This is a genomic window from Novosphingobium sp. BAM6 (assembly GCF_057784955.1).
In genome coordinates, this window is record NZ_JBYNTR010000010.1 from 41,218 (window position 1) to 53,469 (window position 12,252).

At 62.5% G+C, this 12,252-nt stretch carries 14 protein-coding genes; 3 read left to right on the top strand and 11 right to left on the bottom strand.

The window, feature by feature from the left end:
- From AC3EC3_RS17475 to AC3EC3_RS17500, 6 genes are all read right to left on the bottom strand, one after another.
- Positions 1-411, bottom strand: coding sequence for a hypothetical protein (locus tag AC3EC3_RS17475; protein ID WP_488490878.1), 411 nt, complete (start codon positions 409-411; stop codon positions 1-3).
- A complete protein-coding gene (locus AC3EC3_RS17480; protein WP_488490879.1) occupies positions 408-1,973 on the bottom strand; it encodes an efflux transporter outer membrane subunit in 1,566 nt (521 codons plus the stop codon). Before AC3EC3_RS17480 ends, AC3EC3_RS17475 begins: the two co-directional genes overlap by 4 nt.
- Positions 1,970-3,052: an HlyD family secretion protein gene (locus tag AC3EC3_RS17485; RefSeq protein WP_488490880.1), complete on the bottom strand. Its 1,083-nt coding sequence runs from the start codon at positions 3,050-3,052 to the stop codon at positions 1,970-1,972. Before AC3EC3_RS17485 ends, AC3EC3_RS17480 begins: the two co-directional genes overlap by 4 nt.
- Positions 3,053-3,063: 11 nt before the next feature.
- Entirely contained in the window at positions 3,064-4,581 is a 1,518-nt protein-coding gene (locus AC3EC3_RS17490; protein WP_488490881.1) for an MFS transporter, read from the bottom strand.
- Positions 4,582-5,200: 619 nt separating this feature from the next.
- Positions 5,201-5,599, bottom strand: a complete 399-nt coding sequence (locus AC3EC3_RS17495) for a cupin domain-containing protein (RefSeq protein WP_488490882.1) — start codon at positions 5,597-5,599, stop codon at positions 5,201-5,203.
- Positions 5,600-5,649: 50 nt separating this feature from the next.
- A complete protein-coding gene (locus tag AC3EC3_RS17500) occupies positions 5,650-5,877 on the bottom strand; it encodes a tautomerase family protein (RefSeq protein WP_488490883.1) in 228 nt (75 codons plus the stop codon).
- 63 nt (positions 5,878-5,940) lie between these two features.
- Here AC3EC3_RS17500 and AC3EC3_RS17505 point away from each other — a divergent pair.
- A protein-coding gene (locus tag AC3EC3_RS17505; RefSeq protein ID WP_488490884.1) for an IS3 family transposase occupies positions 5,941-7,091 on the top strand; the annotation gives its coding sequence in 2 pieces (ribosomal slippage) (positions 5,941-6,193 and positions 6,193-7,091; 1,152 coding nt in all).
- On the opposite strand, the gene AC3EC3_RS17510 is transcribed toward AC3EC3_RS17505, so the two are convergent.
- Entirely contained in the window at positions 7,053-7,292 is a 240-nt protein-coding gene (locus AC3EC3_RS17510) for a tautomerase family protein (protein ID WP_488490885.1), read from the bottom strand. The two genes, AC3EC3_RS17505 and AC3EC3_RS17510, sit on opposite strands and share 39 nt — an antisense overlap.
- Before the next feature lie 102 nt (positions 7,293-7,394).
- Here AC3EC3_RS17510 and AC3EC3_RS17515 point away from each other — a divergent pair, with 102 nt between their 5' ends.
- Both AC3EC3_RS17515 and AC3EC3_RS17520 read left to right on the top strand, forming a co-directional pair.
- Positions 7,395-8,288, top strand: coding sequence for a LysR substrate-binding domain-containing protein (locus AC3EC3_RS17515; RefSeq protein WP_488490886.1), 894 nt, complete (start codon positions 7,395-7,397; stop codon positions 8,286-8,288).
- Positions 8,276-9,514, top strand: coding sequence for an aminotransferase-like domain-containing protein (locus AC3EC3_RS17520; protein WP_488490887.1), 1,239 nt, complete (start codon positions 8,276-8,278; stop codon positions 9,512-9,514). The genes AC3EC3_RS17515 and AC3EC3_RS17520 overlap by 13 nt, the downstream gene beginning before the upstream one ends.
- A 185-nt stretch (positions 9,515-9,699) precedes the next feature.
- Here the strand turns inward: AC3EC3_RS17520 and AC3EC3_RS17525 are convergent, their stop codons facing one another.
- The 4 genes from AC3EC3_RS17525 to AC3EC3_RS17540 all read right to left on the bottom strand — a co-directional run bounded on the left by AC3EC3_RS17525 (position 9,700) and on the right by AC3EC3_RS17540 (position 12,066).
- The gene (locus tag AC3EC3_RS17525; protein WP_488490888.1) at positions 9,700-10,125 is read right to left on the bottom strand and encodes an FMN-dependent NADH-azoreductase; all 426 of its coding nucleotides are present in this window, start codon (positions 10,123-10,125) and stop codon (positions 9,700-9,702) included.
- A gap of 19 nt (positions 10,126-10,144) precedes the next feature.
- Positions 10,145-11,310, bottom strand: a protein-coding gene (locus tag AC3EC3_RS17530; RefSeq protein ID WP_488490889.1) for an IS3 family transposase whose coding sequence is annotated in 2 segments (ribosomal slippage) — positions 10,145-11,058 and positions 11,058-11,310 — 1,167 coding nt in all. Because the reading frame shifts where the segments join, the coding sequence is not laid out codon by codon here.
- A gap of 61 nt (positions 11,311-11,371) precedes the next feature.
- The gene (locus AC3EC3_RS17535) at positions 11,372-11,623 is read right to left on the bottom strand and encodes a hypothetical protein (protein WP_488490890.1); all 252 of its coding nucleotides are present in this window, start codon (positions 11,621-11,623) and stop codon (positions 11,372-11,374) included.
- Complete coding sequence (locus AC3EC3_RS17540) at positions 11,620-12,066, bottom strand: GNAT family N-acetyltransferase (protein WP_488490891.1); 447 nt, start codon at positions 12,064-12,066, stop codon at positions 11,620-11,622. The genes AC3EC3_RS17535 and AC3EC3_RS17540 overlap by 4 nt, the downstream gene beginning before the upstream one ends.
- Positions 12,067-12,252 lie beyond the last annotated feature (186 nt).

Consider the following 12,252-nt stretch of genomic DNA (forward strand, 5'->3'; position numbering starts at 1 on the left):
TTATGCAGGGTTGCCGTTCATCATCGCGGCGAGAGCCATGGCGTCTTTTACCGTTGTGGTGACTTTGGTCGGGACGCCGAAGGCTTTCTCGGTCCCCGCCGCATGTTTGAGCATGGCCTCGTGTTTCGCGACATCAGGCTCGACGCGGATCATCGCCTTGCACTGGGCGGCCAGCTTTGCCCTGTTGGCCTTCATCCACATGCCGCGGAGCTTGAAATCCTCGTGATCGTCCTCAGGCAGAGGGTCAGCGTAGAGCAGCAGGAAGGGGGAGGGCGCAGACATGAGCCGTTCCATCTCGCGTACCCAATCGGGGCCGTATCCAGGACGGACCGCTTCTGGGCGGATTCTTACGGTCGGGAAGTGGGTGACATCATGGATTTGAAAATGATGCTGATCGGGCAGCGAAGTCATGAGCCTTCTCCTGTCGTGTGTGGGGCTGCATCCGGGCGGGACGCGTGGTCCAGAGGGCTTTCCCAGCCTCCACCGAGGGCTTTGAGAAGCACGACGAGATCACTGGCCGCCAGGCCGCTGCTTGCCGCGAGGTCGTTCTGGGCGTCCAGCAAGGCGCGTTGCACCGACAAGACGTTCAGGAAATCGATCGCTCCTTCGCGATAACGGCGCTCGGCGACGGTAAGGGCTATCTGGTTCTGTCGGGCTGCTTCGGCGAGCCGGTCGCGCCGCCGCTGCTCGGCATCATAGGCGGACAGGGCATCATCGATCTCGTGCCAGGCCTTGAGCACGGTCTGCTGGAAGGCAATCGCCGCTTCCTGCTGTTGCGCCTTGCGCAGTTCCAACATGCCTTTCAGCCGCCCTCCCTGAAAGAAAGGGAGTGAGATGGACGGGCCGACGACGAATTGGTGTGATGCCCAGCTTCCAAAGTTCGAGAAATCGAGAGATTGCGTTCCGAAGCTGCCGGTCAGCGAGATGCTCGGGTAGAAATTGGCCTTTGCGACGCCGATTTCAGCTGTCGCCTGATGCAACGCTGCTTCTGCACGCTGGATATCGGGGCGTCTTTCTGCGAGCTGCGAGGGCAGACCTAAAGGCACATGGATCGGCAGGGCAGGGATGTCGCGGTCCGTCGTCAACTCGGCCGCGAGGCCGCCCGGTTGCTCGGCCAAGAGCAGGCTGAGGGCGTTGATGAGCGTGTTGCGGCGGGTCTCCAACGGCGGCAGGCGCGCTTCAACTGTCGCGACTTGCGCCTCGGCATCCGCGACATCCAGGTTGGTCGTTACGCCCTGGTCCAGCCGCAGGCGGGTCAGCTTCACACTATCGCGAGCAACATCGAGATTATGGCGGGTGATTGCCAGAAGGGCCTGTGTGGCGCGCAGGTCGATATAGTCGCGCGCCAGTTCTGCTTGCGCGGACAGCAGGATCGCCCGGCGATCCTCCAGACTTTCGACCATGGCTGCGTTGGCCGCCTCGACACTGCGCCTTGTGCGTCCCCACAGGTCCAGTTCCCATGACGTGTCGATACCCGCCTGCCATAGATCATAGGCGGGTGAGCCATCCGATCCGGGGAGGCTCGACACGCCGAACGGTGCGGTGCCGCTGGCTGATTGTTGCTGCGTGCCCGCAGGGCCGGTCCCCATCAGTGACAGGATACCGTTGGGGCTGGCGCGTTCGCGGTCATAGGAACCGGCTGCGCCAACGCTAGGCAGGGCGCGGGCTCCCGCAACGCGGCGTTCCGCCCGGCTTTGCAACAGGCGCGCGGATGCTGCCTGCACATCGAGATTGGCGGCGGCGAGGCGCGTTTCGAGTGAGGTCAGTAACGGATCATTGAACAGGGTCCACCAGTCATCGACCACCGGAGAGGCTGAGGGTTTGCTGGGCGCTGCGGAGGCAGAGGTTCGAGCGAAGGTGGCCGGTGCGTCGACTTTCGGTCGATGGAAATCGGGGCCGACCATGCATCCGGACAGAAGCGAGCCGACTGCGCCGAGCGTTGTAAGGGTTCGCAAGGAGACCATGGCTCTCATCGCCCATTTGCCCCGCTGTTTGTCCCAGCCAGCGGGGCTCTTCCCGGAGCAGTCACATCGACGCTCGGCTCCACCGAGAGGCCGACATGCAGCTTTGCGGCAGCCTCCTGTCCGGGGTCGATCGTGAGCTTCACGGGCAGGCGCTGCACGACTTTGGTGAAGTTGCCGGTGGCGTTGTCTGGTGCGATGGGCGCCAGCGCCAACCCCGTGACGGGTGCCAGGCTGTCGACATGCGCCCTGAACTCTATGCCGGGCAGGCTATCGACCCGGATGGTGGCCGGCTGGCCGATCCGCATATGGGCAAGCTGCGTCTCTTGAAAATCGGCGACGACATAGACCTTGCCCAGCGGAACCACGGCGAGCAGCGGCGTGCCTGCCGTGACGATCGCTCCAACGCGGATGCTGCGCTGCCCCACCATGCCGTCCACCGGAGCGCGGATTTCGGTATAGGAGAGATTGAGCCTGGCCTGATCGAGGGCGGCTTGCGCACGGGCCAGCGCTCCTGCCGCTTTCGCCCGGCCAGCCTGTAGCACGCCCAGTTGTTGTCTTGTGGCGGTGAGGGCAGATGCATCATGGTCACTCGTGGCAATCCGCTCAGCCAGCGCGCTATCGGCCTGCTGCTTTTCCTGTGTCGTGCCGGCGCCGCCCTCCGACAAATTGCGGTAGCGGATGGCGTTCGCCTGAGCGAAGGTCGATGCGGCGCGATCGGCGCGCAAATTTGCCTCCGCCTGCGCCACCATCGCGGGCTGACGGGCGATCTCGGCATCGAAATTGGCCATGTCGGCCTTGGCGACTTCGACATCCGCTTCGGCGCTGGCAAGCGCGGCACGGTAATCGCGGTCGTCGATCCTTGCCAGCAACTGGCCGGTCTTCACGGCTTGATTGTCGTCGACGAGAAGCTGGACGATCTGCCCCGCCACACGCGGCGCCACGATCGTGGCATCGGCGCGGACATAGGCGTCATTGGTGGTTTCCCGCGCGGAAGGCATCGCGAGATGCGCTGCCCCGAAGATGGCTCCGGCGAGGACCAGTGCGGAGACGGAAACGAGAACATGCTTGCGGGTAGGGCGATAGGCCATGAGGGGCACTTTCAGTTGCTCTTGACCGGCGCTGCGGCACGCGGCGGATAGATGCGGGTGGGCATGATCGGAATGAGGAGGATCAGCGCGATCGAGATGCCTGCCATCACGACGTAGAGATCCGAGGACATCAGGACGACGGCCTGAGTATGGAGACGCCCGGCGAGGTCCGTGGGCTCACCGCCGGCAGGAATCGCGCCGAGCCGATCGACCAGCATCTCGGAGTGATAATGCTCGCGGATCGTGCCGATCCCCTCGACGATCCCGGTGCCGAGCGCGGCGGCGAAGCCCTTCACGGTGTTGAACATCGCCGATGCCCATGGGCCTTCGACTGGCGGCAGGCCGGTGGTGGCCAGCATCAGGAGCGGGATCACCGCCATGGGCTGTCCCATGATCTGAAGAGCCTGGAGCAGGTAGAAATTCTCGCGCACCCAGTCGGATGTGACGAAGCTGCCCAGCGCGCAGGAGCCAGCCACCAGCCCGAGACCGATCGCCAGCACCCAGCGGCAGTCCACGCGCTCGATGTTGAGGATGGCGGCGGTCAAGGGCAGGGCGATCAACTGCGGCAGCGCCACGATCAGCGACAAGGGGGAGGTCTGGAGCGGCCGATAGCCCCTGACCTCAGCCAGATATTCGCTCGGGATCACGATGACGCCGAGCAGGATCACCAGAACACCCGCGAGCGTGATCAGGGAATGGGCGAAATTGCGACGGCCCAGCATCTGGAGCTTGAAGAAGGGCATGGGGTGGCTCCACTCGTTCACAAGGAACAAGGTCAGCAGCAGCCCACCAGCACCGAATAGCGTCTGGATCAGCGGTGAATTGAGCCAATCGAGCCGATCGCCCTGTTCCAGGGCGATGACCAGCATCACGATGGCCGGAAAGCCGGTGATGAGGCCAAGCCAGTTGAAGGTCTTGAATCGTTCCAGCCGCAGAGGATCTTGTGGAATCCCCCAGCCGATCGCGACCGCGCTCGCAAGGCAGAGCGGAACCACCTGCCAGAACACCATCCGCCAGCCTACATATTCCGTCCACAACGCGGCCAGGGGTGTGCCAAGGCTTGGTCCGAAGGTGGCGGTCAGGGCATAACCGGCAAGGCCATAGAGCTTGATGTTTGCGGGAAGGTAGCGCAGCGCGACGGTCATCAGCATTGGAGGCAAGCTGCCGCCCGCAAGGCCCTGGAGCGTTCGCAGCATTGCGAGCGTGCCGACATCCGGCGCGAAGGGGCACAGAAAACCGATCAGCGCGAAGCTCAGGACCGCGCCGATCGTGAAGCGCCGCAGTGAGAAGGTAACCGAGCACCATGGGGCGAAGGCCATGGCTGCGACGTTGGTCGCTTCATACAGCGCGGTCAGCCATGTCCCTTCGTCATGGCCGATCGAGAACACACCGCGGATATCGGCGAGCGCGACCTCGGTGACATGCTCGTTGAGGCCAGCAGTGAGGGACGCCAGCAGTACACCAACCAGACCGACTGCGAGGCGTGGGCCAAATGCAGGTAGCGCGGGGGGCGCCGATGCCGGGGGCACGGTTGTTGCTGTTGACGGCTGGCGAGGGGCGGCAATCGCTATCATGGCAGCCCGCGAAGGACGTTGGACGTGAAGAACATTGTGGCCTCGACAGTATTTCTGACGGTCATCAGGCCAGGTACAGGCGCGAACGATTCTCAGAAATCGACTGGCATGCAATCCAGCAGTGCGCTTGGCGCACTCCTTGTGAGAGCACTTATCGAGAACTGACCAACGAGAATGGGATGGGGGATAGGCGTCCGTATAATTGGGTGGTGCGGGCCTCGGGGGTGACCCGCACCTGGCACGGTCCTTGAGCTGGCTTGGGGGTAGAGTGCTCAAGTGTTGTGCCAAACGAGGAGTGCGCTGGTGAGCGCCCTATGATCTTTTGGTAAATCTTTTAGATATGGCCGCCTGGCTGCCATTATCCCGAATGTGCAGTATCGCAATCGGAACGCGCCTTTCCGAGGCCACGTCCTCTCACATCCCGCCTACAGTCGTCCGGTAAGCACCCGTATGCGTTCCGGACCCGTCGGGAAATTGGCTTTCGCGCATGTGTTGAGTGCGCTGCACGCAATGCATGGTCGCGAACTGTGCGACACGCGCCCTTTTCGTTTGATCATCCGTCAAACCAACAGGCCTATGACATTTGGCCGCCAGCGCCTGACGTCTTGGTGGATGCCCAATAGGTGGTGGAACCGCCGCCAACCTGTTGAATGCTGAGGTACGTAAAGGAGCCGGAGTTTGGCGCGCCGTGCCTATGGCGCACATCGGCTGGGATCCAGACACTATCTCCCGGTGAAAGAGACAGGATCTCTTCTCCCTCACATTGGATCAGCCCTGAACCTTGCAGAGCCAGCAGGAATTGTCCGTGTGGATGACTGTGCCAATTGGAGTTCGCCCCGGGAGGCAATTGCGCTCGCAGGGCTGTCATCTCGCCCTCCCTGACGCTGGACAGCAGCGGTTGAACCATAATGCCCCCGGAGCCGACTTCTTCGGCCACGGGCAAAAATTCTGCCTTGGCGCTGAATACAGTCATCCCGGAAGGCCGAACTTCTCGTTGCGAGTTGGGGGCGTCCGTCACCGGATCTACCGCGCGATTGCCGCGGCAGCGACCGCTGAGAGGCCATGGCTGAAGGAAAAATCGTCCATGCCGGAATTTACGATGACGATCATTACGTCATCGGGTCGGATGCCCGGCTCCTTGGCCAATTGCTCTACTAGGCATTGATAGAATGTGGATTTCGTATCCTCACTGCGGGTACGTCCAGTGGTGATGTGAAACAGGACGAAATCGTCCGAGCGTAGCGCGCCCATTGACGTGCTCCCCTGAAATGTGACCGATTGTGAGTAGAGTCCGACGCGAAGGAGTCGGACGGAATGAAGCGCAGCAGGTTCAGCGAAGAGCAGATCATCGCGATCTTGAAGGAGCAGGAGGCCGGGATGGCGACGGCGGATGTGTGCCGTCGCCACGGGATCAGCTCGGCGACGTTTTACAAGTACAAGGCCAAGTATGGCGGTCTGGAGGTGTCCGAGGCCCGTCGATTGAGGGCGCTCGAGGACGAGAACGCAAAGCTCAAGAAGCTCTTGGCCGAGGCGATGCTCGACAACGTGGTGTTGAAGGATCTGGCGTCAAAAAAATGGTGACGCCCGGCGCTAAGCGGGAAGCCGTCGCCCATGTCCGTGATCATCACGGGCTGAGCGAGCGTCGGGCGTGCAAGCTGGTTGGTGTGAGCCGGCGGGTGATCCGGTATCGGTCGTCGCGGCCGGACGATGGCGTGCTGCGGCAGCGTCTGCGCGAGCTGGCGGCGGAGCGTCACCGGTTCGGTTATCGGCGCCTTGGCTATCTGCTGGCGCGGGAGGGCATGACGCCCAACCACAAGAAGCTGCTGCGGATATATCGCGAGGAGAACCTGCGGGTGCGCCGCCGTGGCGGGCGCAAGCGGGCGCTGGGCACACGGGCACCGCTGGTGCTGCCAGACGGGCCGAACCAGCGCTGGTCGCTGGACTTCGTCTCCGATACCCTGACTTGCAGCCGGCGGTTCCGCATCCTGTGCGTGGTCGACGACTACACACGGGAATGCCTGGCGCTGGTGGCCGACACGTCGCTGTCGGGCATGCGGGTTGCGCGGGAGCTGACGCGGCTGATCGGGATGCGCGGCAAGCCGCATACGGTGGTCAGCGACAACGGCACCGAGCTGACCTCGTCGGCCATCCTGCGCTGGTCGCAGGAGCGTCGGGTCGAGTGGCATTACATCGCCCCCGGCAAGCCGATGCAGAACGGCTTCGTCGAGAGCTTTAACGGGCGGCTGCGCGACGAATGCCTCAATGAGACCCTGTTCACGTCGCTGGTCCATGCCCGCATCGTGCTCGACGCCTGGCGGCACGACTACAACCACGTCAGGCCGCACTCGAAACTGGGCGGGAAGACCCCCGCCGAGATCGCCGGCCAAGCTGTCCGGGGGCATGCCCCCGGACAGCTTGCCATCACCTCAACCAATCATCATGAAGGCGCCGGACTCTACCTCTGAGTGGTAACAATCAGGGGAGCACGTCACCATATAGTGGCGATCGAAGACCAAATCGCCCGCTTGATGCTGATGGATCGCGACAAACTGATCGGTCGGAGGAACGTCAAATGCTTCGACCAAAGCGCGATCCAGGCTCTCGACGATCGCTCTGATATAGATAGAGCTTTTTCCAGCGAGCAGTGAAATCCGTGTGAAGGGCATGATGGCATTCCATTTGCGTTGACACACATGGGATAGCGGGCGCAGTTAATTCCGAAAATTCGAACCTTTGGGATATACCATCCTGAAAATCAGGAGGCTTGAGTGCGCTTCGGCAACTTCGACATGGACGCCTTGCGAACTTTCGTTGTTGGCATCGAGGCGAATTCCTTTGCCCGAGCGGCGGAGCGGCTCGGGCGTTCGACCTCGGCGGTCAGTGCGCATCTGCGAAAGCTGGAAGACCAGGCTGGTATCGCCCTCGTGCGAAAATCAGGTCGTGGCCTTGCCCTGACCGATGGCGGGGAAGCGTTGCTCTCCTATGCCCGCCGCCTTCTAGACCTGAATGATGAGGCAATGAATGCCGTGCGTGGAGCCGGACTGGCGGGCTGGGTCAGATTGGGTTTGCAGGAGGATTTTGGCGAAGCGATCCTCCCACGTGTTCTCGGTCGTTTCGCAAGATCCCATCCGAAAGTGCGTGTAGAGGGACGCATCGCGCGCAACGGCGAATTGGTCGAGCGCGTTGCATCAGGAAAACTCGATCTGGCGCTTGCCTGGGCGGATGGCTCCGCGGTGGGGGATCCGCTCGCAAATGTACCATTGACCTGGCTCGGAAGTGCTTTGGACAGCCCCAACTGGCTTCCGGACGCGGGAGAACCGATTCCGCTCGTCACGCTGGATGGGCCTTGCGTGTTACGTAAGCTGGCCTGTGAGACACTGGACCGACAAGGCATCGCCTGGAGGATCGCCTTCGTCAGTCCAAGCGTCGGAGGGTTATGGGCGGCAACAGCAGCTGGCTTAGGCTTCGCACTGCGCACCAGCATTGGCATTCCGTCTTCGATTGCAGCAGTCGAATGCTCGGCTTTGGGGTTGCCGGACATGCCGCCGCTCAGCCTCGTTATGCTGCGTGGCACTCGCGATGCCGGGCCTGTGGCAGGGCATCTGGCCAAGATCATTCGCCAGGCCCTGGTCGAAACCCTTCCGTTTGAATGGCTGAATTGACGATGTTCGATCCCGACTTCCAAAACATCCTGCCGCCCCGCGAGCTTCAGTTCGAGATCGACCGGCGCCTTCCATCTTCGCTCACCAACCAGATCTGCACGGCCATTCGAACCGCGATCACCCAGGGAGCATTGGCGCCCGGCGCGCGCCTGCCATCCTGGCAGGACCTGTCTGCACAACTCGGGGTCGCCCGCGGCACGGTGCGGGTCGCTTATGATCGTCTTGTCGATGAACGGCTGATCGTTTCCTCCGGCGCGGCGGGCACCCATGTTGCGGATCAATCGCAAGCCGTTCCAACGGTGCCGGCAGATCGCTTCGCGGATCTGCGATCATCGCTCAGCCTTTTCGGAGCAGGCCCCTCGGGTATCTTCCAGATGGGGGTGCCTGCTCATGATGCGTTCCCTGCAAAATTATGGGCCAGATTGCATCGCCGCGCGGCCGATGTGGGGGCCATGCGCACCCGTTATATTGATCCACGCGGCATGGAGGAACTGCGCCATCAGATATCGGCGCATCTGGCCCTTGCACGTGGCATGCATTGCTCGGCCGGGCAGGTGTTTATCACCAGCAGTTTCCGGGGTGCACTGGGGCTGGTTCTGCACGCCCTGTCATCATCCTCGCGGCGACAGGCCTGGGTGGAGGAGCCGGGCTATCCGGTCTCTTGCCATGGTCTGGAACTTGCCGGCTTCGCTCCGATCGGCGTGAACGTGGACGAAGATGGCATTGATGTGGATTGTGGTATTCGGTTGGCATCCGACGCTGGCCTGGCGGTCGTGACGCCGGGGCAGCAAGCTCCGCTCGGTCATACCTTATCACCTGAGCGGCGACGGGCACTTCTCGCGTGGGCGGGGCAATCCGGTGCCTGGGTGATCGAGGATGATTACCTGAGCGAACTGCAACTCGGGAGTCGTGCGGCGCCTGCACTGGCCGCCAATGATCCTGAGGGCAGGGTGATCCACATCGGGACGTTCAGCAAGACGATCAGCCCTTCGCTCGGCATTGGCTTCGTGGTCGCGCCGGAAGGGCTGATTGCCCAATTGATGCGCGTTGCGACCTATCTGATGCCGCCACCAAATTATGCGGCGCAGTCTGCCCTGGCAGAATTCCTGGCCGAGGGTCACTATCTGCGACACCTGCGTCGCATGAAGACGCTCTATCTCAAGCGGCGAGATGCCGTGTTGCCGCCTTTGGTGGAGAGGCCGGTGGCGTGCGTGCTGCGGGCTTGACCGCCCATCTGCCCTTACCCGATGACACGGATGATACTCGTCTCCTGTCCCGGTTGCGAGAGCACGGCTTTGCACCGACGGCCCTATCTCAATGGTTCACAACGCAGCGACGCCAGCGTGGACTGGTTCTCGGGATTACCAATGCCACTGCTGAAACGGTGGAGCGCGATGCAACCTTATTACAATCACTGATTGGGCTGGACGGCTGGAAGGGATAATCGCTGAGCTTTCCATACCGCCGCGTCAGGGGCGAGGAGCGTGTCGACCTGCGTGACCAACTCTTTCAATTGGCGTGATAGGTCGTCCGCTGAACGTCTCGCCGTGCCTTGTAAGGCCAGAACGTGAATGCTCTGAAGGCCGATGCAGCCGAGGACAGCTTTCAGATAGGGCGTCAAGAAATCGGGTTGGCGGGCGTTCTCGCCCTGAAACACTCCGCCCGAAGCGATCGCAAGGATCACTGGCCTGTCGGAGACCAGACCCACCTTGCCATTTTCGCCAGGAGCGAATGTATGGAAGGCGCGGACGACGAGATCAATCCAGGCCTTCAGCGCTGCCGGGATCGTCAGATTGTGCATGGGCGTCCCGATCACGATCACGTCGGCCGCCAGCAACTGACGTGACCCCCGCCTTTCATCCAGCGGCGACCAGAGACCGGCCGGTGTTGTCGCGCAGGAGCGCAGGCGAAGCAACGGGCGGGGTTAACCCCGCTCGTTGCTGTTCGAGTTCGGCGGCGAACGCCGCCGGGGTGGCGTAGCCGAGCGAGGAGTGCGGGCGCTCGGTATTGTAGTCGTCGACCCAGCGCGCGAGGATCGAGCGGGCCTGGCCGATCGTGAAGAACAGCGTCTCGTTGAGCAGCTCGTCGCGCATGCGACCATTGAAGCTCTCGACGAACCCGTTCTGCGTCGGCTTGCCCGGCGCGATGTAATGCCACTCGACGCCCGCGTCGCCGGACCAGGCGAGCACTGCGTTCGAGGTGAGCTCGGTCCCGTTGTCGCTGACGATCATCTTCGGCCTGCCGCGTTCGGCGATCAGATCGGCCAGCTCGCGCACGACCCGCCGGCCCGAGATCGACGTATCGACCACCGCCCGGATGCACTCGCGCGTGACGTCGTCGACGATGTTGAGCACGCGGAACCGCCGCCCGGTGACGAGCTGGTCGTGCACGAAGTCCAGGCTCCAGCGCTGGTTGGGAAGCGCCAGCACCGGTGCAGGCGCCCGCGCGCCCACGGCGCGCCTTCGCCCCTTCCTGCGCCTGACCGTCAGACCCTCTTCGCGGTAGAGCCGCTGCGTCTTCTTGCGGTTGATCGTCACGCCGTCGCGCCGAAGCAGGATGTGGAGCCGCCGATAGCCGAACCGCCGGCGCTGCTGCGCCAGCTCACATAGCCTCGACCGCAGGTCGCCATCATCCGCTCGGCACGACCGATACCGCATGCTCGTGCGATCTGCCCCGACGACAGCACACGCCCGCCGCTCGCTCATCCCCAGCGTCGCCTGGAGATGCGCGACTGCTTGCCGCTTCGCGGCGGGCGCTACCATTTTTTTGACAGCAGATCCTTCAGACCCGCGTTGTCGAGCATCGTGTCCGCCAGCAGCCGCTTGAGCCGCGCGTTCTCCTCCTCAAGCGCCCGAAGACGCTTCGCGTCGGACACCTCCAGGCCGCCGAACTTGGCCTTCCATGCATAGTAGGTGGCGCTCGACATGCCGTGCCTGCGGCACAGATCCGTCACCACCGCGCCCGCCTCGGCCTCCTTCAGGATGCCAATAATCTGCTCTTCCGTGAACTGCTTCCGCTTCATCTGTCCGTCCCATCAAGGGGCCGATCTCTAGTTCCGGGTGGATGAAGAAACGGGGGTCACGTCACAACTCGGTAATGGCAACGGCCGAAGCATCGAGTGAAGGCGAGGAATTGTCGCTATCCGGCTTTCCTGACACGACCGCAGCCGCATAGGTTGCGTCGATCCCTTGAAAGGGAACACTTGCGAGATCGCGCGTATTTTGGGTGGCTGATGGATCGATGGTCATGAGGCGATCGACGATTGCCCCGCTAAGCATCGAACTGTGGGAGGCATCCCCGCGTGGGCTACAGGTCAGATGGAGGATGTGGGTCATGCCGAGGGGACAATCGGCTTGATGAAGCCGGCGATCATTTCCTCCAGTCCTTCCCGCCTATAAAAACGCCTTGCCCTATGGTTTGCCATCGCGGTATCGAGAACGAGGCGGTTACAAGCTCTCGCCCTTGCGATGGCCTCGAGTTCGCACAGCATGAGGCTGCCAAAACCGCGGCCCCGGCAACTGTCGAGCGTCACCAGATCGTTCACGAAGAGAAATCGGCCATGCACGAGATTGGTCTCTATTCGATAACCTGCCAGGGCGACATTGTGGCCACCTTCCTGATGGACGAGGACGCGATAGCCGTTGGCGCCCATTTCTTCTGCCTTGGCTGCCCAGTCCTCAGGCGTTTGCAGTTTCGGGCGAAGCTGGCGGATCAGATCGAAACACGCGGCAAAATCGTTAGCTGTCTCGGCATGGGAGAAGGTTGCAGGCAATGGCATGGTCGTTCCTCAAGACGGTCTGGCGACCACGGGTCGCTGTGCAGGCCTAATTTTGAGGCTCCCGAGCTGCGGATTCCGAATTGATGCCGCCCGCCATTCCGAGGAATTCCCGCCCGGGATTCCGATCTGATCCCGCCCACCATTCCGATTAATTTCCGCCCACCTGTGCGGTGGTGTTGAGCCTGA